Origin of the sequence: Litoribaculum gwangyangense (assembly GCF_039543505.1) — a bacterium.
GTDB classification, from domain to species: Bacteria; Bacteroidota; Bacteroidia; order Flavobacteriales; family Flavobacteriaceae; genus Litoribaculum; species Litoribaculum gwangyangense.
Genome location: NZ_BAABJW010000004.1, coordinates 311,038 through 335,487, shown reverse-complemented (window position 1 = coordinate 335,487; position 24,450 = coordinate 311,038). Strand labels below are relative to the sequence as shown.

25 protein-coding genes are annotated in these 24,450 nt (G+C 33.4%); 13 read left to right on the top strand and 12 right to left on the bottom strand.

Translation table 11 applies throughout. The features are described 5' to 3' along the window. Positions 1-321 precede the first annotated feature (321 nt). The 9 genes from ABD963_RS12725 to ABD963_RS12685 all read left to right on the top strand — a co-directional run bounded on the left by ABD963_RS12725 (position 322) and on the right by ABD963_RS12685 (position 8,122). Positions 322-1,728, top strand: a complete 1,407-nt coding sequence (locus ABD963_RS12725; protein ID WP_345277383.1) for an anthranilate synthase component I family protein — start codon at positions 322-324, stop codon at positions 1,726-1,728. 1 nt (position 1,729) lies between these two features. After that, positions 1,730-2,296 (top strand): anthranilate synthase component II, encoded by a 567-nt coding sequence (locus ABD963_RS12720; protein ID WP_345277382.1) that lies wholly within the window; start codon positions 1,730-1,732, stop codon positions 2,294-2,296. A gap of 8 nt (positions 2,297-2,304) precedes the next feature. Continuing rightward, positions 2,305-3,297: an anthranilate phosphoribosyltransferase gene (gene trpD, locus ABD963_RS12715; protein ID WP_345277381.1), complete on the top strand. Its 993-nt coding sequence runs from the start codon at positions 2,305-2,307 to the stop codon at positions 3,295-3,297. A 70-nt stretch (positions 3,298-3,367) separates the two neighbouring features. Further along, positions 3,368-4,153 (top strand): indole-3-glycerol phosphate synthase TrpC, encoded by a 786-nt coding sequence (gene trpC / locus ABD963_RS12710; protein ID WP_345277380.1) that lies wholly within the window; start codon positions 3,368-3,370, stop codon positions 4,151-4,153. Then, on the top strand, positions 4,150-4,857 hold the full coding sequence (locus ABD963_RS12705; protein WP_345277379.1) for a phosphoribosylanthranilate isomerase: 708 nt from the start codon (positions 4,150-4,152) through the stop codon (positions 4,855-4,857). Before trpC ends, ABD963_RS12705 begins: the two co-directional genes overlap by 4 nt. A 92-nt stretch (positions 4,858-4,949) precedes the next feature. Next, complete coding sequence (gene trpB / locus ABD963_RS12700) at positions 4,950-6,131, top strand: tryptophan synthase subunit beta (RefSeq protein ID WP_345277376.1); 1,182 nt, start codon at positions 4,950-4,952, stop codon at positions 6,129-6,131. 3 nt (positions 6,132-6,134) lie between these two features. Further along, positions 6,135-6,896, top strand: a complete 762-nt coding sequence (gene trpA, locus ABD963_RS12695; protein WP_345277374.1) for a tryptophan synthase subunit alpha — start codon at positions 6,135-6,137, stop codon at positions 6,894-6,896. Positions 6,897-6,923: 27 nt separating this feature from the next. Next, positions 6,924-7,655, top strand: coding sequence for an SIMPL domain-containing protein (locus ABD963_RS12690; RefSeq protein WP_345277372.1), 732 nt, complete (start codon positions 6,924-6,926; stop codon positions 7,653-7,655). 11 nt (positions 7,656-7,666) lie between these two features. After that, complete coding sequence (locus ABD963_RS12685) at positions 7,667-8,122, top strand: tRNA (cytidine(34)-2'-O)-methyltransferase (protein ID WP_345277370.1); 456 nt, start codon at positions 7,667-7,669, stop codon at positions 8,120-8,122. On the opposite strand, the gene ABD963_RS12680 is transcribed toward ABD963_RS12685, so the two are convergent. Beyond that, positions 8,119-9,615 carry a YfcC family protein gene (locus ABD963_RS12680; RefSeq protein WP_345277368.1) on the bottom strand — a complete coding sequence of 499 codons (1,497 nt, stop codon included), beginning with the start codon at positions 9,613-9,615 and terminating at the stop codon, positions 8,119-8,121. The genes ABD963_RS12685 and ABD963_RS12680 overlap by 4 nt on opposite strands. Continuing rightward, positions 9,612-10,481: an alpha/beta hydrolase fold domain-containing protein gene (locus ABD963_RS12675; RefSeq protein WP_345277366.1), complete on the bottom strand. Its 870-nt coding sequence runs from the start codon at positions 10,479-10,481 to the stop codon at positions 9,612-9,614. Before ABD963_RS12675 ends, ABD963_RS12680 begins: the two co-directional genes overlap by 4 nt. 158 nt (positions 10,482-10,639) lie before the next feature. On the opposite strand from ABD963_RS12675, the gene pulA reads away from it, so the two are divergent. Beyond that, positions 10,640-12,589, top strand: a complete 1,950-nt coding sequence (gene pulA, locus ABD963_RS12670; RefSeq protein ID WP_345277364.1) for a type I pullulanase — start codon at positions 10,640-10,642, stop codon at positions 12,587-12,589. A 138-nt stretch (positions 12,590-12,727) separates the two neighbouring features. Here the strand turns inward: pulA and ABD963_RS12665 are convergent, their stop codons facing one another. The 3 genes from ABD963_RS12665 to ABD963_RS12655 all read right to left on the bottom strand — a co-directional run bounded on the left by ABD963_RS12665 (position 12,728) and on the right by ABD963_RS12655 (position 15,607). After that, complete coding sequence (locus ABD963_RS12665) at positions 12,728-13,795, bottom strand: fatty acid desaturase family protein (protein ID WP_345277363.1); 1,068 nt, start codon at positions 13,793-13,795, stop codon at positions 12,728-12,730. Between the two features lie 299 nt (positions 13,796-14,094). Beyond that, the gene (locus ABD963_RS12660) at positions 14,095-14,319 is read right to left on the bottom strand and encodes a VF530 family protein (protein WP_345277361.1); all 225 of its coding nucleotides are present in this window, start codon (positions 14,317-14,319) and stop codon (positions 14,095-14,097) included. Positions 14,320-14,323: 4 nt separating this feature from the next. After that, positions 14,324-15,607: a DEAD/DEAH box helicase gene (locus ABD963_RS12655; RefSeq protein ID WP_345277359.1), complete on the bottom strand. Its 1,284-nt coding sequence runs from the start codon at positions 15,605-15,607 to the stop codon at positions 14,324-14,326. A 274-nt stretch (positions 15,608-15,881) separates the two neighbouring features. Between ABD963_RS12655 and ABD963_RS12650 the strand changes: the two genes are divergently transcribed. The 3 genes from ABD963_RS12650 (at position 15,882) to ABD963_RS12640 (ending at position 18,984) form a co-directional block, all read left to right on the top strand. After that, positions 15,882-17,054: an LETM1-related biofilm-associated protein gene (locus ABD963_RS12650; RefSeq protein ID WP_345277357.1), complete on the top strand. Its 1,173-nt coding sequence runs from the start codon at positions 15,882-15,884 to the stop codon at positions 17,052-17,054. A gap of 60 nt (positions 17,055-17,114) precedes the next feature. Then, positions 17,115-18,107 carry a UDP-3-O-(3-hydroxymyristoyl)glucosamine N-acyltransferase gene (lpxD, locus tag ABD963_RS12645; protein ID WP_345277354.1) on the top strand — a complete coding sequence of 331 codons (993 nt, stop codon included), beginning with the start codon at positions 17,115-17,117 and terminating at the stop codon, positions 18,105-18,107. A gap of 112 nt (positions 18,108-18,219) precedes the next feature. Beyond that, a complete protein-coding gene (locus ABD963_RS12640) occupies positions 18,220-18,984 on the top strand; it encodes a DUF6090 family protein (RefSeq protein ID WP_345277352.1) in 765 nt (254 codons plus the stop codon). A 99-nt stretch (positions 18,985-19,083) separates the two neighbouring features. Here ABD963_RS12640 and ABD963_RS12635 read toward each other — a convergent pair whose 3' ends face one another. The 7 genes from ABD963_RS12635 to ABD963_RS12605 all read right to left on the bottom strand — a co-directional run bounded on the left by ABD963_RS12635 (position 19,084) and on the right by ABD963_RS12605 (position 24,256). Beyond that, positions 19,084-19,839: a LytR/AlgR family response regulator transcription factor gene (locus tag ABD963_RS12635; RefSeq protein WP_345277350.1), complete on the bottom strand. Its 756-nt coding sequence runs from the start codon at positions 19,837-19,839 to the stop codon at positions 19,084-19,086. A gap of 39 nt (positions 19,840-19,878) precedes the next feature. Further along, positions 19,879-20,226, bottom strand: a complete 348-nt coding sequence (locus ABD963_RS12630; protein ID WP_345277348.1) for a 2TM domain-containing protein — start codon at positions 20,224-20,226, stop codon at positions 19,879-19,881. 12 nt (positions 20,227-20,238) lie between these two features. Next, positions 20,239-21,582, bottom strand: a complete 1,344-nt coding sequence (locus tag ABD963_RS12625) for a histidine kinase (protein ID WP_345277347.1) — start codon at positions 21,580-21,582, stop codon at positions 20,239-20,241. A gap of 24 nt (positions 21,583-21,606) precedes the next feature. After that, a complete protein-coding gene (locus ABD963_RS12620; RefSeq protein WP_345277345.1) occupies positions 21,607-22,230 on the bottom strand; it encodes a tetratricopeptide repeat protein in 624 nt (207 codons plus the stop codon). A gap of 12 nt (positions 22,231-22,242) precedes the next feature. Beyond that, on the bottom strand, positions 22,243-22,668 hold the full coding sequence (locus ABD963_RS12615) for a DUF2141 domain-containing protein (protein WP_345277343.1): 426 nt from the start codon (positions 22,666-22,668) through the stop codon (positions 22,243-22,245). A gap of 204 nt (positions 22,669-22,872) precedes the next feature. Further along, positions 22,873-23,601 carry an energy transducer TonB gene (locus ABD963_RS12610; protein ID WP_345277342.1) on the bottom strand — a complete coding sequence of 243 codons (729 nt, stop codon included), beginning with the start codon at positions 23,599-23,601 and terminating at the stop codon, positions 22,873-22,875. 178 nt (positions 23,602-23,779) lie between these two features. Beyond that, a complete protein-coding gene (locus ABD963_RS12605) occupies positions 23,780-24,256 on the bottom strand; it encodes an Hsp20/alpha crystallin family protein (RefSeq protein WP_345277341.1) in 477 nt (158 codons plus the stop codon). Positions 24,257-24,450: the final 194 nt, after the last annotated feature.

Here is a 24,450-nt window from a genome sequence, read left to right as displayed (position 1 = left end):
GATAATATTAACTCAAAATATACACTAATAAATGGTTCCAATAATTCTATCTTGATTTTTATCCATTTACAATACATCAATTTTCACTTAATGAATCTGCAAACATTGTAAAAATTCACAATTTAGTTCAAAAAAATATTGGTTAATTATATTTTCATTTCTATATTTGAGGCATCAAATTACAAAAATGAACTCAATTTTAAATAACACTTGGTGGTGGTGCTTTCGAAACTAAACTTCGTGAAGTAAAACCCTAGTATATTTAAAATTTAAAATATTCAAAAGGCTTGTCGTTCACGACAAGCCTTTTTTACGTTACATATGAAAAAATTTAGCCTTTATACGCATCATAAAAGAATATTGACCGATACCATAACACCGGTCACCGTTTATTATAAAATTCGAGATAAATACCCAAACAGCATCTTACTGGAAAGTGGTGATTATCACAGAAACCATAAAAACTTTTCGTATATCTGCTTTAACCCCATTGCTTCCATAAAGGTTGAAAATGAAATTATTTTAGAAACATTTCCAGATGGCAGTTCTACTTCAATAGAAATTACAGAAGATATAAATATAGTTGAAGAAATCCATAATTTCACAAAGAAGTTTGATACGAAATCAGAAGAGAATTTCAAATTCATTAACAATGGTATTTTTGGGTACACAGCTTATGATGCCGTGCGCTATTTTGAGGATATAAAGATTAGCAAAAAGGACGATTCGGTTATTATTCCAGATGTTTATTATGCCGTTTATAAAAACATCATTGCCATCAACCATTTTAAAAATGAAGCCTATATTTTTGCGCATTGTTACGAAGACACCGAAAACAACATTGATGATATCGATAAGCTCATAAACGTGCAAAACTTTGCTTCTTATAATTTTAATTCAAAAGGCGATATAAAATCCAACTTGAGTGATAATGAATTTAAGGAACACGTAGAATTAGCACGAAAACATTGTCACCGTGGTGATGTATTCCAGTTGGTATTATCCAGACGTTTTTCTCAAGAATTCACAGGGGATGATTTTAATGTATATCGGGCTTTAAGGAGTATAAACCCTTCACCATATTTATTTTATTTTGATTATGGTGATTTTAAAATCTTTGGAAGTTCGCCAGAAGCGCAACTCATTGTGAGCGATGGTTTGGCTGAAATCCATCCCATTGCCGGTACTTTTAAGCGCACAGGTATCGAGCAAAAAGATGAAGAACTAGCTGAAAAACTCAAAAATGATGATAAAGAAAATGCTGAACACGTCATGTTGGTAGATTTAGCGAGGAACGACTTAAGTCGTCACGGAAGTCAAGTAAAAGTAGTGACATACAGAGAAGTTCAATTTTTCTCTCATGTTATACATTTGGTAAGCAAAGTTACGGGACAAAAACACCAAACAACCTCAACTATGCAAGTAGTGGCGGATACGTTTCCTGCAGGAACCCTAAGCGGAGCTCCCAAACACATGGCTATGCAGCTCATAGAAAAATACGAAAAAACAAGCCGAGGCTATTACGGTGGTGCTATTGGGTTTATGGATTTTAATGGTAATTTTAATCACGCCATTATGATTCGCACATTTTTAAGTAAAGACTATAAACTGAATTGGCAAGCAGGTGCTGGATTGGTTTCAAAATCAAACCAAGAAAACGAATTACAAGAAGTTTACAATAAACTAGGAGCTTTAACCAAAGCAATAAAATTAGCAGAGGATATTTAAGATGAAAAAAGTATTAGTTATAGACAATTACGACAGTTTTACTTATAATTTGGTTCATTATTTGGAAGATTTAAACTGTGAGGTTACTGTTTACAGGAATGATAAATTAAATTTAGAAGATGTAGAACCTTTTGATAAAATTGTGCTTTCGCCGGGACCTGGCATACCAGATGAAGCCGGTTTATTGAAAGAAATCATAAAAAAATACGCACCAACTAAAAGTATTTTGGGGGTATGCCTTGGTCAACAAGCTATAGGTGAAGTTTTTGGGGGTTCATTGATAAATTTGGATGAAGTCTATCATGGCGTTTCGACACAGGTAGAGATTTGTGTTGATGATGAAACTATTTTTAAAGGATTAGATAAAAACATAGAGGTTGGGCGTTACCATTCGTGGGTCGTTAACCCCAATTTACCAGATAGTTTGGAAGCCACCTCGTTTGATGAAAACGGACAAGTTATGTCTTTAAGACACAAAACGTATGATGTAAAAGGTGTTCAATATCATCCAGAGTCCGTATTAACTCCTGAAGGAAAAAAGATTTTAGAAAACTGGGTAAATAACTAGAATAATTAATGAAAGCTATTTTAAACAGACTTATAAACCACGAAACCTTAACAACAGAGGAAGCAAAACAGGTTATAGTTAATATATCGAATGATATGTATAACGCTAGCCAAATTGCTTGTTTTCTCTCGGTTTATATGATGCGAAGTATTACCCTAGAAGAGTTGAAAGGATTTAGAGATGCCCTTCTAGAATTATGCGTACCTATAAACCTTAGCGATTACAACACCATAGATATTGTAGGCACAGGGGGCGATGGTAAAAACACATTCAACATCTCCACCCTATCGTCATTTATTACTGCAGGCGCAGGAATTCATGTTTCCAAACACGGTAATTATGGGGTGTCATCAACTTCTGGCTCGTCCAATGTCATGGAATACCTGGGAGTTAAATTTTCCAATAATGAAGATTTTTTAAAACATAGTTTAGATCAAGCAGGCATATGTATTTTACATGCACCGCTATTTCATCCAGCCATGAAGAATGTAGCACCCATACGAAGAGCATTAGGAGTTAAAACCTTCTTCAATATGTTAGGCCCCATGGTAAACCCATCGTTTCCCAAAAACCAGATGTTGGGTGTTTTTAATTTAGAAGTCTTACGTCTGTATAGTTTTTTATATCAAAACACTGATAAGAACTACAACATCATATACGCTCTGGATGGTTATGATGAAATTTCATTAACAGGGAAAGCAAAAATTATTTCAAATCAATCTGAAAAAATATTTTCGCCCCAAGATTTAGGTCTTTCGACAATTAAACAAGATGCTATTTTTGGAGGAAATACCATTGAAGATGCCGCTAAGATATTTGTTGATATTATTAACGGAAAAGGCACAGAAGCGCAAAATAATGTAGTTTGTACCAATGCTGGTTTAGCTATCGCTACGGTGAAACAAATAAGCCACAAAGCAGGATTTGAAATGGCAAAAGAATCGTTGTTTTCTGGTAAGGCAAAAGCGAGTTTAGATAAATTGATTGAACTGAGCAAATAATAAGGTCCTGCTGAACTTGTTTCAGCTTCACAAAAATATGAGAACCTGAAATAAATTCAGGTTGACGAACATGAATATTTTAGACAAAATAACACTAGATAAAAGAAAGGAAGTAGCACTTAGAAAAAGTCTCATTCCAATCTCACAACTTGAAAACTCAGTGCTTTTTAACAGAGCAACCGTTTCATTGGCTAATAATTTAAGAAACAGCAAATCTGGAATCATTGCTGAACACAAACGTCGTTCGCCATCAAAATCTATCATAAATAACAATTTAAATGTGCAAGATGTAGCAAAAGGTTATGAAGAGGCAGGAGTTTGTGGCATGTCAGTTTTAACAGATGGAAAGTATTTTGGAGGGTCTTTAGATGACTTGTTAATTGCCAGAGCAAGCTGTGATTTACCTTTATTAAGAAAAGAATTTATCATTGATGAATATCAGATATTAGAAGCTAAAGCTTACGGAGCTGATGTCATTTTGTTAATTGCTGCCATTTTATCTAGAGATGAAATAAATCAGTTTTCGAAATTTGCAAAAAGATTGAATTTGGATGTACTATTAGAAGTACACAATGAGGAAGAATTACATAAATCTATTATGCCAACTATCGATATGCTAGGAGTAAATAATAGAAACTTAAAAACGTTTGATGTTAGTTTAAATACAAGTAAAAGTCTAAGTAGTCTGATACCGAATGATTTTGTAAAAGTTTCTGAAAGTGGCATTAGCCATGTTGAAGCCATAAAAGAATTGCAACCTTACGGGTATCAAGGCTTCTTAATTGGTGAAAACTTTATGAAAACCGATAATCCTGGGGCAAGCGCCAGGGAATTTATCAAAACTTTAGAAGGATGAAACTGAAAATTTGTGGTATGAAATATCTAGATAATATTAAACAAGTTGCTGTATTGCAACCTGATTATCTTGGTTTTATATTCTATGAAAAGTCCGCACGAAACTTTGATTCTGAGTCTATTCCAGAATTACCAAAATCCATTAAGAAAACAGGTGTTTTTGTGGATGCTGATTTTGATTTTATTCTCAAAAAAATACAAACACATCATTTACAGGCTATACAATTACATGGAGAAGAATCCCCTGAATATTGCTTAGAATTGAAACGTCATTACGATGAGTTTAGCGACACGGTAATCTCTTTAAAAAAAACAGATTGCCACGACCTTGAAACAAGGTCTCGCAATGACAAAAAAATTGAAATCATAAAAGTATTTTCAATCAAAGATGAATTCAACTTTAAAGTTTTAAAACCTTATGAAAATGTGGTAGATTATTTCCTATTTGACACTAAAGGAAAGCTACCGGGAGGAAACGGATTTACTTTCGATTGGAATGTTTTAAAAGATTACCCATCAACCAAACCCTTCTTTTTAAGTGGTGGTATTGGTTTAGGAGAAGTAGACAAGATAAAAGAATTTCAAAAAAGTGAAGCTTCAAAACATTGTTATGCCATAGATGTAAATAGCAAATTTGAACTTGAACCAGGGTTGAAAAATATACAATTATTAACAGAATTTAAACAACATATCGCTAAGAGTTAAAAACCCAAAAAGTAGTCTAAATAAAGGGGTTACTATTTTTTGCATATTTGAAGAAATAGTCGAAAGATTTGCAGTGAAAAAAAGAAAAAACTATGAATTATAATGTAAACGAAAAAGGATATTACGGCGATTTTGGAGGTGCATTCATTCCTGAAATGCTCTATCCCAATGTTGAAGAATTACGCCAGAATTATTTAAAAATTATGGCTGAACCAGATTTTAAAAAGGAATTCAACCAGCTTTTAAAAGATTATGTGGGGAGACCTTCTCCACTCTATTTTGCAAAACGCCTTTCAGAAAAATACAAAGCGAAGATTTACTTAAAGCGTGAAGACTTAAACCATACGGGTGCTCATAAAATAAACAATACTATTGGGCAAATACTTATGGCCAAACGTTTAGGTAAAACCAGAATTATTGCCGAAACTGGAGCGGGACAGCATGGCGTAGCCACTGCAACAGTTTGCGCTTTAATGGGGATGGAGTGTATTGTTTATATGGGTGAAATCGATATAGCCAGACAAGCTCCAAATGTAGCCAGAATGAAAATGCTAGGAGCTACCGTAGTACCAGCTTTATCTGGTAGTCGCACACTAAAAGATGCCACTAATGAAGCCATTCGAGATTGGATAAACAATCCTGTAAATACCCATTACATTATCGGTTCTGCCATAGGGCCACATCCTTATCCAGATATGGTAACACGTTTTCAAGCAGTTATCTCAGAAGAGATTAAATGGCAATTAAAAGAACAGGAAGGAAGAGAAAACCCCGATTACGTGGTAGCCTGTATAGGTGGTGGCAGTAATGCAGCAGGTACCTATTATCATTTTTTACACGAGCCAGAAGTTGGCATCATTGCCGTTGAAGCTGCGGGGTTAGGTATTGATTCTGGTGAAAGTGCCGCTACTTCCGTTTTAGGTAAAGAAGGTATTATTCATGGTTGCAAAACCTTGCTTATGCAAACTCATGATGGACAAATTACTGAACCTTATTCCATATCAGCAGGTCTCGATTACCCCGGAGTAGGCCCTATGCATGCGCATTTATCAAAAACTGGACGTGCAGAATTTATGTCAATTACAGATAGTGATGCTATGGAGGCTGGTTTAGAACTCTCAAAACTAGAAGGCATTATTCCAGCTATCGAAACCTCACATGCTTTGGCTATTTTTAACTATAAAACATTTAAACCTGACGATGTGGTTGTCGTGAGTTTATCAGGTCGTGGTGACAAAGATTTAAACACTTATATTGATTATTTTAAATTATAAATTGTGAACAGAATAAATCAAAAATTAAAGGAAGATAAAAAACTTCTATCTATATATTTTACAGCAGGTTACCCTAATTTAGATGATACCTTTGCCATCATTCAAGATTTAGAAAAAAATGGTGTGGATATGATTGAAATCGGTCTCCCGTTTAGCGATCCATTAGCTGATGGACCTACTATTCAAGACAGTTCCACTAGGGCTTTAAAAAATGGTATGACCACCCAAGTTTTGTTTAATCAATTAAAAGATGTAAGAAAAACCGTTTCTATTCCATTAATCATTATGGGATATTTTAACCCTATGTTGCAATATGGAGTTGAAGATTTCTGTAAAAAATGCCAAGAGATTGGTATCGATGGTTTGATTATACCTGATCTACCCGTAGATGTTTACCATGAACAATACAAAACTATTTTCGATAAATATGGTCTTATTAATGTGTTTTTAATTACACCGCAAACATCTAAGGAGCGCATTCATTTCATAGATTCTGTGTCTGATGGATTCATCTATATGGTAAGTAGCGCCAGCGTTACAGGTAGCCAGTCTGGTTTTGGTGACGACCAGAATGAGTATTTTAAACGTATATCAAATATGGATTTAAAAAACCCTCAAATTATTGGGTTTGGTATTTCTAGTAATGAAACCTTTACTCAGGCAACACAATATGCCAAAGGCGCTATTATTGGGAGTGCTTTCATAAAATTTCTCACTGAAAATTCGGTAGATTTCATCCATAAATTTGTTAGCTCCATACGGTAGCCTTTGTTTAAATTAAAACCTGTTTCAATGAAAAAAAATCTAAATGCCATTGTTTTTGCAATTGCGATTGTTTTTGCATCTATAATTTTAGGCCATGCTATTATCAATAGGAATAAAAAGGCTGGAACTATTTCAGTAACCGGACTAGGGCAAACAAACTTTACTTCCGACCTCATTGTTTGGGAAGCTAGATTTTCGCAAATAAATAAAGATTTAAAAGAAGCTTATGCCGATTTAAAAAAAGATAAAGAAACTATTTCTGAATATCTTAAATCTAAAGGTCTAAACGATGATGTTATTGTTTTTAATGCTGTGACTACTGACAAGAACATGAAGCAAAATTATTCCTCCGATGGAAAATATATAGGGCAAGAATTTACTGGCTATACCTTAAATCAAACCGTTCAAATAAATTCAAAAGAAGTGGAAAAGGTTGAAAAAATATCACGGGAAGTTACAGAATTATTGAACAAAGGTATTCAACTATATTCCATGGCTCCCAGATATTACTATACAAAACTTGAAGATTTAAAAATTGAAATGGTTTCGAGAGCTACCGAAAATGCTCGCTTGCGTGCCAAAAGTATTTCAGAAAATTCTGGAGCTACCCTTGGCAATCTTTCCATAGCACAGATGGGTATTTTTCAAATCACTGGGCAAAATTCTAACGAAGATTATTCATGGGGAGGCGCCTATAATACCTCTTCTAAGGAAAAAACAGCTTCTATTACCATGAAGCTAACTTACGAAGTCAAATAGTTTATTCTTATATGCCTTTAAACATCGTTTTAATTGAACCTGAAATACCAAACAATACTGGTAACATTGGTCGTTTGGCTTTAGCCTCGGGCTCAAAACTGCACCTTGTAAAACCTTTTGGGTTTGAGATAGATGATACACGATTAAAACGTGCTGGATTGGATTATTGGCAACACCTCGATGTTCACTTTTATGAAAACTCGGATGTGTTTTTTGAAAAATACAAAAATCAAAACATGGCTTTTCTTTCAAGTCATGGCACAAAAAGCCATTGGAATATACCTTTTAAAGATAACCTCTTCTTGATTTTTGGAAAAGAATCGGTTGGCTTATCAAAAACCATTATTAAACAAAATTCAGAAAGATTATATAAAATACCTCTATATAGCAATCAAGTTAGAAGTTTAAACCTTGCCAATGCCGTTGGCATAGTAGTTTATGAAGGTTTAAGACAATTAGGAATTTAGAGATACACTGAAACCGTCATAAACAGTATAGTTACAAAAATTAGTATAATTACCAACGGCAAAATAAATTTCAACCACTTATTAAAACCAATTTTCACGATGGCTAATGAGGCTAAGATTAAACCTGTTGGATTAATGAAATAAAACAGTCCCATACCGTATTGATAAGCATTTACAACTAACTCTCTACCAACACCAACACCATCTGCCAATGGAGACATAATAGGCATGGTTAAGACTGCCATTCCTGAAGAGGATGGAATAAAAAAAGATAAAAAAGCATAAATGAGCGTCATGGCATTTGTAAACACTACTTTGTTCATGCCATTAGTTAAATTGCTTGAATGGTAAAGTAATGTATCACTAATTAAACCCTCATCCATCAAAATTGTAACCCCTCTGGCGATACCAATAATAAAAGCAACCCCTAATAAATCTGTGGCACCCTTCACAAATGTATCTACAAATTTGGTTTCATTCATATTCATAATAATTCCAATCAAAAGTCCACCTGCAAAAAATGTTGCTGTCATTTCCACAAACCACCATTCCAACATAGAAACCCCATAAACCATAACCACAAAACAAAGCGAAAACACAAATAGTACCAATTTTAATCTCGATGTTAATTTTATATTAGTATCGGTTATTAACATTGGAAACATACCTTCTATGTCTTCTTTTTGGTCATAAATAATGGATTTTGTAGGATCATTTTTTATTTTTTGGGCATATCGAATAATATAAATGACACAAATGGTGGTACAGATTAAAAACATGGCAATTCGCCCATAAAGCCCTGTTGTCCAATTAATTCCTGCAGCATCAGAAGCTATGATTACACTAAACGGATTAACTGTTGAAGCCATGGTACCTACAGATGACCCTATAAATATACAAGCGACACCTACTAAAGCGTCATATTTTGCCGCGATAAAAACGGGAATTAAAATAGGGAAAAAAGCAATGGTTTCTTCCGCTAACCCAAAAGTAGTACCACCAAGTGCTACCAAAAATGTGACCAAAATAATCAGGATGAATTCTCGCCCTTGTAAGGTTTTAGACAACCATGATATGCCACCTTCAAAAGCTCCTGTGCTGTTTACAACACCAATAAGACCGCCAATAAAAAGAACTAAAATGATAATATCTGCACCTTGAATGATTCCTTTTATAGGAGACATAATAAATTCTTTCCACCCTTGCGGATTGGCTTCCACTTTTTTGTAGGTATTTGGAATACTGATAGGTTTCCAAATATCGCCACTAGTAAATTTTTCCAACGGAATTTTTATTTGTAGTTTATCCAGGGATGCTTGGGATCCTTCCATTTGAGTTGATTTACCAAGACTATTGATAGTGAACATATTAGTATCTCTATCAAAAGCAAGGGTATCAAACTTACCAGAGGGTACTACCCAAGTTAACAAAGCCACCAAGGCAGCAATAATTAATAATACCGTTTGTGCCGATGGGAATTTTAATTTTTTCATGAATTAACTTTAAAAATTTTATCTAAAAACTTACAGGTGATATCGTAATTTTCTTGAGTTTCTAATTTTGGTCCGCCATGGCCACCATCATATATAACCTTAAATTGAACTTCTAAATGATGCTTTTTATACTCATTTTCTAGTTCGTGGGATTGATCGATGGGAACTTGCAAATCTTGATTTCCGTGCATTATTAGTAATGGTGGATCGGTGTCATCCACATGAAAAACAGGACTAGCCAATTTGGCTAACTCAGTCCTTTTTTCAGGTAAATCACCTAATAATTTTTTTAATGCAGGTACTCGAACCTTCATACTGTGGGGTGTAGATTGGTTTAAAATGGTCAACAAATTTGCAGGCCCATAAAAATCTACAATACCTTGCACTGCAGAGGATGTATCTAAATAATCACCCAAAGTACCCTCTAAATCTGGGGTATTATTTGTAACCCCAACCAAGGCTGCCAAATGTCCTCCAGCCGAAGACCCTGCTATAACAATGTTTTCAGCATTATATTGGTATTCTGAAGCTTTGGCTCGTAAAAACCTAATAGCGGCCTTAATATCAAAAATTTGAGCAGGAAATTGCGCTTCGGTAGCCAATCGATAATTAACACTGGCAAGCGCATACCCCTTGTTTACAATTTCAATTGGTGGATTGTTTTTATCCCCACAAACCCATCCACCACCATGAACCCAAACAACCATATTTGGATTTTTTATATGGCTTGGTAAATAAATGTCCAATAGTAAATTGGTGTTATTCACTTCTGCATATTTAATATCTATAATTCTTTCTATACTATTTTGTGAATTACAGCTAACCACAAAAAAAGGAATAAAAAGCAAAAAAATGGTGTGCCGCATAACGAAACAAATTGTTTTCCAAAGTATGAATTTAAAATAACTTTTGTGAATTAATAGAGATATTACCTATTTTTAGATCTAAGTAAATTCAGCAATGGTTTAAATATCAAAAAAAACCAATTATAATGAAATTCAAATACAGCCTTATATTCCTAATTATGATAATAACGTCCTGTTTAGAAGAAAACAAAACAATTGTCACTAAAAATATTGAAACTGCCTCTAAAACGAGTCTATGGTTAGATCATAATAAAGAATCGACCACATTTAAATTATGGTCACAATCAGCAGAAAAAGTCAAACTGAACCTGTATAAAGATGGTCTTGATGGCTTTTCGTGTGAAACCCATGAGTTAACCGCTTCAGAAAACAACCTTTGGCTAATTCAATTAAAGGGTGATTTAGAAGGTGTTTATTATACCTATCAAATCATGTTTGATGACCAATGGCTTGAAGAAACACCAGGTATTTATGCACAAGCTGTTGGCGTGAATGGAAAACGGGCTATGGTAATAGATTTAGAAAGCACGAACCCCCTTGATTGGGAAAATGATAAAGGTCCTAATTTAAAATATCCTAACGAAGCCATTATTTATGAGCTTCATATTCGAGATATGACCATACATCCGAATTCGGGTTCGAGTATGCCCGGGACTTATTTAGGTTTGGTTGAAGAGGGCACTAAAGGCCCTAAAGGCAAAACAACGGGAATCGATCATTTAAAAGAATTGGGTATTACGCATGTACATTTATTGCCAACTTACGACCACTACTCTATTGACGAAACCAATTTAGAAACCCCACAATTTAATTGGGGTTACGATCCGCAAAATTACAATGTGCCCGAAGGATCTTTTTCGTCAAATCCGTTTGATGCCGAAGTACGTATTAAGGAATTTAAAACCATGGTAAAAACCTTTCACGAAAATGGCATTGGTGTTATTTTAGATGTGGTTTATAACCATACGGGAAAGACTGAAAATTCCAATTTCAATTTAGAAGCTCCCGATTATTATTACAGATTTTTGGATGATGGTAAACAAGCTGATGCCTCTGCTTGTGGTAATGAAACCGCTTCAGAAAAAGAGATGATGCGCAAATTCATTATAGAATCGGTTTCCTATTGGGCAAAAGAATATCATTTGGATGGGTTTCGTTTCGATTTAATGGGTATCCACGATATCATAACTATGAATGAGGTTACAGATGCCGTTAAAAAAGTAAATCCTAATATTTTTGTTTATGGTGAAGGATGGACCGCTGGAGATTCCCCATTACCTGTTGAAGACCGGGCTTTGAAGCAACACATAAAAAAAATGCCACAAGTTTCAGCTTTTAGTGATGATATAAGAGATGGCCTAAAAGGTTCTGTTTTTGAAGATGAAAGTACAGGGTTTGTGAGTGGTGCTAAGGATACTGAGGAATCGATAAAGTTTGGGGTTGTTGGTGCTATTCAACATCCACAAATAGATTATAAAGCGGTTAATTATTCCCATGAACCTTGGGCCAATGAACCTTGGCAAGCCATATCGTATGTATCGTGCCACGATAACCATACACTTTACGATAAACTAAAAATATCAAGAAACGATGCCGATGAAAGGGCTATTATAGCGATGGATAAATTGGCCAATGCCGTGGTTTTAACTTCACAAGGTGTAGCCTTTTTACATGCAGGAGCCGATATGTTACGAACCAAAAATGGCGAACACAATTCTTATAATTTACCTGATAGTATTAACCAAATAGATTGGAATTGGAAAATAAAACACGCCAATGTAGTTGCGTATTACAAAAACCTCATCGCGTTACGTAAAATGCATCCAGCCTTTAGAATGACTTCAGCGGAAGATGTAAGAAACCACCTGGAATTTAAAATCGTTGAAGATGGGTTGGTGAGTTATCAAATAAGTAACAACGCTAATGGTGATTCTTGGAGAGATATTTTGGTGATTTACAATGCGAACACCAAACCGTTTAAATATGCGTTGGATGGTGATTGGCAACTAGCCGTTATGGGTGACACCTTTACCTTAGAAGATGGAAAAACCATAAGTGAATCGGTAAATGTGCCTGCCATTTCAACGCTGGTAGCTTACAGAAAATAAACGATAACTTCGTTTAACTGCTGATATAAAAACCTGTACTGAGCTAAGTAGAAGTATTAAAACGATATCATATCATCTCATTGGCAATAATTAAATGATAGAACAAAGAAACTATTTGAATTATTTTATCAGTTTAAACTACCTTTTACCCATTTCTTTTAAATGCTTTAAATGTGAAATCATCATATTACCCAATGTCTTATTATGATATACAATATTAAATTCATGAGTAGTGTCCTCAATAATAGGATTTATTTTTTTATAATAAGTATGGCAAACATTTGGGAAAAGGTGATGAGCAGCATGACAATTAGCTCCACCACTGATAAACCTTGCCCACTTTTTATCGGCATTCCAATCACAACTAGTCATTAATTGATGAACAGCCCAAGTGTGTTCAATTTCACCATCATTTGATTCTGGATATGCGGCTTCAATAAAAAAATGCGTTCCAACTAACATAATAATAAATAATAACGCTGCTATTCCACCAGTTGTAAGATAAGTCATAATCACAAATTGCCAAGAAAAATTAGAGAATGTTATTGGCAAAATAATAACTAATGAGAAATAAAGAATTTTGAAAATTATAAATCTTAGGTACAGTTCCCATTTAGAAATTCCTTTTGTCATCCAATCATAATCTTTTGAGAATAAGTAAATCCAATCACCCATAAAAACAGAATGTATTAATGCTAGCATATAAACAAATGGAGCATAAATATGTTGATATTTATGCTTCTTTTTCCACGGATGGACTGGGCTTAACCTTAAAAAAGGGTTTTTATCAATATCTATATCACTCCCTTCTACATTTGCATATAAATGATGGGACCTTATATGTCTCAAACCCCATAATAAAGGGTCAATCCCTATAGTCATAAAACTAAAGAAATGAAGAATAGCATTTGCCTTTTTGCTCTTGAAGGCTGTATTATGAGCTGCATCATGACCCAAACTAAATCCAATTAATAAGCCTGCTAATTGAAATACCAGAAACAAAAACCAGAAAACCAATTTATTTATACTATCATTAAATAAAAAAAAGTAACCTGAATAGCTGACAACACTCCAAAACATTCCTTTCTTCCAAAAATCGGCATTTCCATAAAAATTCCTGCCATTAAGTTCTTTGAAAACTTTGTCTTTTAATTGTCTATAAAACTCTTTTTCCTCTGGGTTGTTTTTAAATTTTATAGCATCCATAAATTCTAATTCAATATATTCTCATTTTGAAAGATATAACATTATAATTAGAATTATTAGTATTATTCTTAATTAGATTAATGCTCAAGTTTTATTTTCTCCAGCAATTAATCAATAAAAGTAAATATATTCCGAATTCTTAAAAGTAACATTTGACAAAACAGTGTAAAATTAATTGCTTGGTTACTGCCCCCTTAGGCACATTCCTGCCGGATATTCTATCGACGATTTATTTGCTAAATTAGTTCCTTAATCACGCAATTAATCTTATTCAAACACGTTAAACGAACCTCTCAAAACTACCTTTTATCCTTCAGCATCTTTAAATACATGGTTTCCACTTTGGTTCTTGCCCAAGGGGTGCGCCGTAAAAATTTTAAGCTGGATTTTACCGAAGGGTTATCCGTAAAGCACCTAATTTTTATGATGGTTCCCATATATTCCCAACCGTAATAAGCTACCAAATCATGTATCATTTGCTCTAGCTTAATACCATGTAACGGATTATTAGGTTGTAATTCCAAAATATTAATTTCGTCTGTCGTTATTGCGCTTCGGGCGTCTTGATTTATTGTTTCTATTGGAACTTCTATTAGAATTCCCAGAGTTGTTCGAGGTATTTCTCGGACTTCTATGTTGTCTGCCTTGGCCTGGTTTTATAGGAACTGTTGAGGCGTTTGGGTCGGGTTCAAAACCTTCCACAATTTCCACTGGAAGTTTCATTTCAATCAACGTTTCAATATCTCTTAAAAACGTCGTTTCATCGGCACTCACTAATGAAAGCGCTTCGCCACTGGCTCCTGCTCTACCCGTTCTACCTATTCTATGCACATAATCTTCAGAAATATTGGGCAATTCAAAATTTATAACGTGTGGCAACAACGGAATATCCAAGCCTCTTGCTGCAATATCGGTGGCCACCAACACACTTACGTTACCGCTTTTAAAACCAGCTAACGCCTTTGTTCGAGCGCCTTGGCTTTTATTTCCGTGTATGGCAGCGGCTTTAATTCCCGCTTTACCCATTTTTTCACAAAGCTTGTTGGCACCATGTTTGGTTCTTGTAAATACTAAAACTTGTTTCCAATTGCCCTCTAAAATTAATTTGATGATTAAATCGGTTTTTAAACCTTTGGCAACCCTGTATACTTTTTGATTGATGGCATCAACAGTCGTATTTTCTGGTGTGACCTCCACTTGTACGGGATGTTTTAAAATACCATGCGCCAGTTTTTTTATGTCTTTTGAAAAGGTAGCCGAAAACATTAAATTTTGTCGTTTTTCGGGCATCATGTTCATAATGCGCTCTATATCCCTTAGGAAGCCCATATCAAGCATTCTGTCGGCTTCATCTAAAACCAGTATTTCAACACGTTTTAGCGATAATAGTCCTTGGTTTTGTAAATCGAGTAAACGTCCTGGAGTTGCTACCAAAATATCAATTCCTTGACGGATGGTTGCTGCTTGAGGTTTCTGGTTAACGCCTCCAAAAATAACGGCGCTTCGTAAATTTAAAAACTCACTGTATTCCTTCACATTAGCGTAGACTTGAGCAGCCAATTCACGTGTTGGGGTTAAAATTAAAGCACGGATGGGTCGAAATTTTTCTTTTGAATTTTCAGAAAGTAGTTGTAAAAGTGGCAAGGTAAAACCAGCTGTTTTTCCAGTACCCGTTTGTGCGGATGCCAATATATCTTTTCCTTCTAAAATAGGTGGAATGGCTTTTTGTTGAATAGGACTTGGGGTTGTGTATCCTTTTTTGCTAACGGCTTTTAGCAAGGCTTCGGATAAGCCTAGAGAGTGAAATGACATAAATGGTGTTTTTGAAGCAAACACTATTTATTTAGGTTACTCCTTTAATTCGGTTCAAAGGTACATCTAATTTTATCATTACTATTGAAATACTTGAGTTTGTATTGAAAATTTTAAACTTTGTTGAATTATACATCTAAATTATAAATATGGTGGATTATACTGCAAATGGTCTATCCATTAACTCGCATATAGCAATCAAATAAAGAAAAAATGATACTCTACTTTTTTAAAAAGCATTACTTTTATGCCATAACTTATTCAAGTTGTATTTATGAACCCATCAAGTTCTGGTTGGATAAAAAAATTACTTAAAGAGATCGGTTCAAACCATCCTTTTTTAAGTTATGATGAAGACAGATTTTATCATGATTTAAGATATTGTGGCTTTATTTATGGCAGTAATTTAACCGTTGTTTCAGAGGTAACTGATAAAAAAGACTTAACTGAAGAAGAAATCTGTAAGGTTAATTTATGTTTAGCCTTCTACTATACTTATAGAAAATCTGACTCTGAAATTTACTTTATAGATAGCGTCATCAACTTTTATAAAAGTATTAACGAAACCAAAACATCCTTTTTTGAAGATTTTTTAATTGGGAAAAAATCCAGCGATCAACTAGAAAAAATCATCCATAAGCGCATTCAAATTGATGCCAATATTATTACAAAAAATTTTAACTATTTTATCATTAATGCCCTTTTGTTTGTTGATGTTCTTGCCTATAAGAAGTACCTTGAAGATCATACTATTTCTATTGATTATTTAAAAAACATAGAAGCCGCCATTGGTTCCATATCCCTGAGTGTTTTAAATTCTAAAGTTATAAAAAACCAGTACGATGAGAGTTTAATAAAACTTTTTGAATCATCGCTCCGTTACCAAGATAACACGCATCTAAGTTATAAAACTGCCATTAGTTATATAAAATCCAAACATGAGAAATACTATATCTTAGACTTGGCATGTATGGCTACTTGGACTGATGCTGTTATAGATTTTGGGGAAGAACATTTTTTAAAAAAACTCGGAAAAGGTTTAAAACTAGAATCGTCTGTTATACTGAATTCCATTAATACCATTAACACCTTCTATACCAACAATAAGGATAATATTTCCTTGTTAAGTTCAAAAAATATTGTTCAAAGTTTTTATAACAATTCCAGTAAAATGGTTGTCAAACTTATTTCTAGAAATAGAAAGCGCCTTTATCAAGAATTAAAAGACAGTAAAGAACTTATGGTATTGCTTACACAATCAACCGTAAGAGATTTAAACAAAGAGGAGCAAAAAAAAGTACAAGAGCAATTGTTGGATATTTTTAAATCGATACCTAGTCTTGCTATATTTATGCTTCCAGGTGGTGCCTTATTGTTGCCTCTAGTGGTTAAGTTTATTCCAAAATTATTACCATCAGCTTTTGATGAAAATAGGATAGAAGATTAAAAAACCCGTTTTCTGTTTTTTTTCGAGTAGATTTACGTTTCCTAACCTAAATAAAATACAATGGCATCTTACACCATACAAGACATTAACCATGTTTTAAAAGGCGAATTAATTGGAAATACTACTCAAAAAATTGACGGGCCTGAAGAGCTGCAAAAAGCTAAAAGCAATCATATCTCATTTATAGGTAGCACAAAATATGTGAAATATTGGACTGATTCAAAAGCCTGTGCGGCGATTGTGAACGATAACATAACCGTTGAGGCCTTTGATAATCGCGCCATCATTAAAGTAAAAAATGCCGATTTAGCTATGGCTAAGGTTTTAGAACTTTTTAACCAATCACCACCCATTTTTGAAACTGATATTCACCCAACAGCAGTCATTCATAAAACAGCTATTATTGGTAAAGGCTGTAAAATTGGTGCTCACTGCTATATTGGTAAAAATGTTGAGCTGGGTGATGACGTGATACTTTATCCTAATGTTTGCGTGTTTGATGAAACTACTATTGGTAACCATACCACAGTTTGGTCTGGAACTGTTATTCGCGAGCGTTGTATTATTGGTAGCCATTGTATTTTTCATGTCAATGTTAGTATTGGAGCCGATGGTTTTGGATACCGCCCAAGTGATGATGGACGCGGATTGGTTAAAATACCCCAAATAGGAAACGTTATTATTGGGCATTCTGTTGAAATAGGTGCCAACTCTTGTGTAGACAGGGCTAAGTTTAGTTCAACAATAATTGGCGATGGCTGTAAAATTGATAACCTCGTGCAAATAGCACATAACAGTGTTATGGGACGCTATTGCATCATGGCAGGACATAGCGGTCTTGCTGGTTCAGTAACCCTAGGTGACGGCGTTATTATAGGCGGAAGTGCCTCTATAAAAGACCATACTACCATACATTCGGGTGCCACGGTTGGTGCTGGATCTGGTGTTATGAATGATGTAAAAGCCGGCGAAACGGTATTGGGTTATCCTGCGCAAGATGCCCGGGACATGCTGAAACAATGGGTGATGATGCGAAAGTTGGCTAAACAGTAAATGTTTTTTAAAATCATTCATATAATTTGAACTACAGATAATAGAAATATCAAAACTCCAAACCAATACTAAATCTCATAATACTTTACTTTATAAAAACTAATAAATATTCATGTTAAAATTCTTTAGAAAAATTCGCCAAAATCTAGTTTCCGAAGGAATAACTACCAAATATTTTAAATATGCTATTGGAGAAATCATACTCGTGGTTATTGGGATTTTGATTGCCCTTCAGATTAATAACTGGAATAACGCTAAGACCCAACAAAAAAATAATTTACAATTAAGTAAGAGGCTTCTTGTAGAAACAAAAAAGAACTTGGTAGAACTGGAAAAAGAAATAACTTCTACTGAAAAACTTATAAGCTCCGCATTTCATATGTTACAACTAATTGGAAATGACTATTCGGATGTGAATCCAAGATTAGTTGATAGTTTAGTTTTTGATTTATTGAGTACACCAACCTATAATTTTAGTACCGCTGTCCTAAAAGAGGCCTTGTCTACCGGTGAAGTTGCCAGTTTCGAAAACGATAGTTTAAAAAATCTTATTTATAGTATTCCAACTATAATGGAAACGGTTAAATTCCGGGAAAATAATATTGAACATGACACAAACAATAATTTAATTCCTTTCTTATACAACAATACATCTTTAAGGGAAATTGACAACAAATTTTCACATTGGAAGAAATTGGGGAATAGTCAGCTAGATCAAATTGATAATCGGCAGATTTTATCTATGATACTTTGGGAAAATGAAATTGATAATCTTTATTATATATATAACACTTTGCTTCGTGATAGTTATAAAGTTGTAGAAAAAAACTTGATAAATCTCGAAAGTTTATTGGAAAAAGAAATAAACACTTATTAAAGATTAATTTTTTAGATAATGAAAATGGGTTAGTATTAAATACCTATGTAAAGGTAAAATCTTAAATTTTTAATTATTTGAAATACTGATAATTAATAATTATTCCAACCACGCTTTAAAATCCTTTACCCGCTCACGAGCAACAATAACATCATCATCTTTATAAGAATTGAGTTTTATTTGCAAGCGTGAGTTGGTGTAACTCACCATGTCCTTTATAGCATTAATATTCACAAAGAATTTACGATTTATTCGGAAAAAAGTTTGAGGGTCTAGCTCGTTTTCCAATAGTTCTAAAGTAGTGTCCAAAAGATAATTTCTACCTTCATTGGTATGCAAATAAGTACCTTTGTTCTCACTGTAAAAACATTCTATATCATCAATAGAAATAAGCTTTAAATGTTGACCTACTTTTACCGAAAAGCGTTTTTTATAATCGCGATCAATAGGGTTTACAAGCAGTTTTTTAATATCGTTAAAATCTAAAGTCACAGCTTGTTTTTGCGGTATACGTTCTTGATATTTTTTTACGGCTTTCGCCAAATCATCTTCATCAATGGGTTTTAATAAATAATCAATACTATTCAATTTAAAGGCTTGAAGCGCATACTCATCATAAGCGGTAGTGAATATGATGGCTGATTTTATTTCTAAAGTTTCAAAAATTTCAAAGGATAAACCATCACTTAATTGGATATCCAAAAAAATCAAATCTGGATGATTATTGATTTGAAACCAATTGATGGATTCTTCAACTGAGTGCAACATTACCTCGGTACTTAAATCTAAATTTTCAAGCATGCGCTGTAACCTGCGTGCCGATGGTTTTTCATCTTCTATTATGATAATATTCATTGTGTATCAATTTTTATTATAAATTTTATTAATTGATATTTATTCGTATTTGTGGCTGTTTTGTTCTTTATCCATATACTCTTTTATCTTACGCTCCTCCCAGTTTTTTCCGAACAGAAAATCTGGACCAAATACTCCCATAAAGTGAAAAAATAAACCTATGCCCCAAAAAAGAGGTGTTGCAAATGTGCCGAAACTAAATAGCTTGCCACCATTACTTACAATTAAAATAATGATAAATATATTTACTATTATGTATGAGGCTAAGTGCCAATAAAAACCTATTATTTTTTTTACTTTTTCTTTGGCTCTTAAATACGCCTCCTCTCTTCTGTATCGTTCTTCAGAAGTCTCATCGTTATAGGGTTTTATGTTATAATTTTCCATAATTTTAAGTTATTAATTCCAACGATTTTTCTCTTCCTCGCGCATAAACTGTTCTATTTTGCGCTTTTCCCAATCTCTTCCAAAAACACCATTATTTACAAAAATCCTGAAGGCTTGTATAGCTAAACCTAAAGCCCAACCAAACATTGGAAACCAAAACCATTGAAAACTCCAGGATGTTTTGTAATTAATAAAGATGAGAAAGGGAATTACTAAAAAATAGGATACTAGGCTATAATAAAAACCTTTTAGTTCGTCTACATAATTACGTGCACGCATGTAACTATCATTAAATTTCGATTTTGATTCAATGGGTCTCATAACTGATATTTGTTTTGTAAGTATAGGTATGGCTACTGCAAACCTGTTTGTTTCCTTTGTAATTATTACTTTTTTATTTGTTAATAAATCGTATCGTTGCATAATATTACTTAATCCCACTCCACTGCTTTTTTTCACTATTTGTTTGGGTTGTAAATTGTTTTCAACTACCAAGCTATCTGGAGTTTCATAAATTTTAATATGTAATGGTTTAGTGCTAGTCACCATATTATGCTTTACGGCATTTTCCAATAATAATTGTAATGATAATGGTACTACTTTGCTCTCAGGGTTTAATGCTCTTTCTGGCATATTAAAAACAATGCTGTCTTCAAACCTCATTTTGAGTAAAGTCATGTAAGTTTGTGCAAATTCCAACTCTTCATCAACCGTAACTAATTCTTTGTTTTTTTGTTCCAATACGTAACGGTATACTTTTGATAAGGAGGTAGTAAACTTTTGTGCACTTTTAGGGTTTTCTTCTATTAAACTTGTTAAAACATTTAAACTATTAAATAAAAAATGTGGGTCTAATTGATTTTTTAAAGCATCAAACTTGGCGCTCGCTGTACCAGCAATTACCTTTTGCTCTTTAATTCTGTTCTGCTGATATCTATTGTAAAAATAAATAACGTGAAAAACACTTACTATGGTTAAGGTAATCCACAATCCAAATTTATAATACTGAAATTTTTCGTTTGCTATAAATTCATAAAAAGTCCTATCAGTAAAAACAAATGAAGAGAATGCTCTTAGGAAAAACAAACCAATTAAGGTAATAATGGTAGTACCTATAATGCCAACAATAATGCGCTTTATGGTATCATTTTTTTTCCAGTTTCGGCGTTCCATGTAATCAAAAAAATACATGTTTGAATACCCCAGAACAAAAGAATACAATTGGTAAAATGCGAAATCGATTAATGCCTCATTAACACTATCAAATTGAAAACCATCAGACATTAAGTGCCCAACAATAAACACAATACATCCTATAATAAAAGTAATGAAGATATTTTTAACCAATTTTGTCATAACTTACCTTTAATTTAACAATCTTTATTTTCTGCAAGATTCTAAAACTTGAACAGCACGTTCTTTACCCCAATTTGGGTGAAATGGTGTTTCTGGTTTAAAGTTAGCAAAAAGTTCAATGGCACGTTCCATATCTTTGCAAAACGGTGTTGTATCCTGTCCGAAATAGCGAGCACCTCCCATATCCCACTCGGCTTTACAATACACTACTCTTGGGTTGTTGGGCGCAATTTGAGCAGCCTTAGTATATAGTTCAACTACTTTTCCAGACAATGTCATACCGTAAGTTGCCCCATCATAAGCTACCCAAGCGGTATGTAAAAGTGCTTGAAGCACCATAATTTCTGGATTATCTTTTGAAATAGCTGTAGCATCATTAATTAAATCCTGAGCTTTTTTAAGCTTAGCACTCAATTTTTCTTCATCTTTTTCGCCAAAACTATTCATGATGTTTATTTGTGCTGCATAATAAGCGGGTAACCAATTATCTGGTTCTGCATTTGCAATACGTTCAAACATATTTGATGCCTCAGTTGGGTTGTTACTTCCCCATAATTCGAATGCTTTCTGCATCCCTTTTTCGTAGTTTGTTTGTGCATTTGTTAATACAGAAACTAATAGTGTTGTAATGATGATTAAATGTTTCATTTTTATTTGATTTTAAAGTTGAATATTTTGAATAACTGGTTTGTTGTTTATCTCAAATTTGGCGTCTTCCCATTTTGGTGGTCCCATAAAACCTTTAGCGTTATTTGAACACCCATAATCTTCTTTAGGAATTCCCATAAAATTACTATCCATTTTATTATTATCATTTTCATCATGATATAATGAAATAGCATAATTGCCACTTGGTATATTTTCAAAAGTTAAACTACAAGAGTAATTTTCAATTTTAGTAACATATGATTTAAATCCTTTGTTTAAAAAGCTGTCTTTGGAATCATAAATAGCGATAAAAACTTTGCCATCATTACTATTTAAGTTGGAAACATTTACAGTTACATTTTGATTTTTATTTTCTTGAGCAAATGAAAAAGAGAGGTTAATTAATAATAGACAAATGATTTTAGGTAGATTTTGCATGATGTTTTATTTTTTAATTACCATACAAATATCAATTACGAAGATCGTTTTTGAAAAAGCGAATAACCGAATTGTTGTTTTTTCAGGCTGAAATGTTGGTTTATAAAGAAAGGATGACGTCAATATTATTTTTGAAAACAAAAGAGGTTGTCTAAAAATATATTTTTAGACAACCTCTTAGCTTAAAATAATATCCATTAATAATTATTGTTCGGCATATTTAAAGAATATAGGAACTGCATAAGCTACTTTTACTGGTTTACCTCGTTGCTTTCCAGGTTGCATTTTGGGTAGCAAGCCAATGATGCGTTCTGCTTCTTTTTCTAAAATCTTATCTGGACCTCTTGATCTTATATTTGTAGTAAAACCTTTAGAGTCTACTACAAATACTACTGATACACGTCCTTGAATACCAAGTTGTAAAGCAGATTCAGGATATTCAAAATTCCTTTTCACATGTTCTTGGATCTTAGCTTGAAAACAAGCTTTGGTTTGCTCTTTGCTTAGACCTTCACAACCAGGATATACAGGCACATCTTCAATAATGGCAAAGGCAACTTCAACTTCTTCTTCAACCTCTTCAACATTAACATCACTAACATTAACTACATGCTCTGCTATCGCATCATCTTGACCAGTCTCTGTACTTTCGATAACAGTTTCCTCTATTTCCTCCACATCTTCAACAATTTGGATAGATTCTTGAATGGCAACAGGTGGTGGCGGTGGCGGTGGCGTATTGGCATTAATTAAAGGTATATCCTCTTCTAGTTGTTGATCAACATTAACAATATCCATGACATAGTCTGTCTTCTCATAAGTTTTGTATTCCAATGCACGCCATGATAACAACAACATTAAGTTTAGTCCAATAGCAAAATAAATACTGCTATTTCTGCCAATTTCTAATTGTGGGTTCTTTTTAGTTTTCATGACAAATAAAATTTAGTACTTTAAAAGTATAGTAAAAAGCCATAAATAATTATGACAATTGTCATGAAACAAAAAGAGCTTTTTTATTAATTTGATTAGCATTGGTGGTAACCTACAAAAAAAGCTGCCTTTATTAAAGCAGCTTTTTTAATGTAACTAAACGAACCTAATCTTATAATTATGAAATACTAATGGTACGTGGTGGTTTTTGTTTAGCTTCCTCTTTTTTTGGAAGATGCACATGTAAAATACCATCGGTATATTTGGCGTTTATTTTACTATCATTTACTGTTTCTGGCAAAGTGAAGGTTCTTTTAAATGATGAGTAACCAAATTCTCTACGAGTGTAATTATCGTTTACATTTTCATTTTCTTCCTTCAATTCAGCAGAAATGGATAAGATATTATTTTCTAAATTGATATTAAAGTCAGATTTCTTTAATCCTGGTACTGCCATTTCTACTATAAAGGCATCGGCCACCTCTTTTATATTAACTTTGGGTAGTGAAATACCTGTATTAAAATTTGTAGCAAATAATGATGGGAAGTCGGTTAATGAAAAATCGTCAAACCAACTTGATAATGATGGGAAGTTTGAGACTTTATTTTTATTTGCTAAACTTCCATTTTTCGGTAATGTTGCTAAATTGCTCATTGTTAAAAAATTTTAAGTTAAACATGTATTCTTTTTGAATTTTATAAACTAATGAATGCAATTAAAATACCAAATCTTTCTTTAGGATATTATGTCTTGCTTTTAAAGAATTTTTAACAAAAAACTGACATTTTTTCACTGATTATAAGTAGTTTAAGTGTCAATTTTTCAAGGTTTGGTTTGGTTTTAATTAA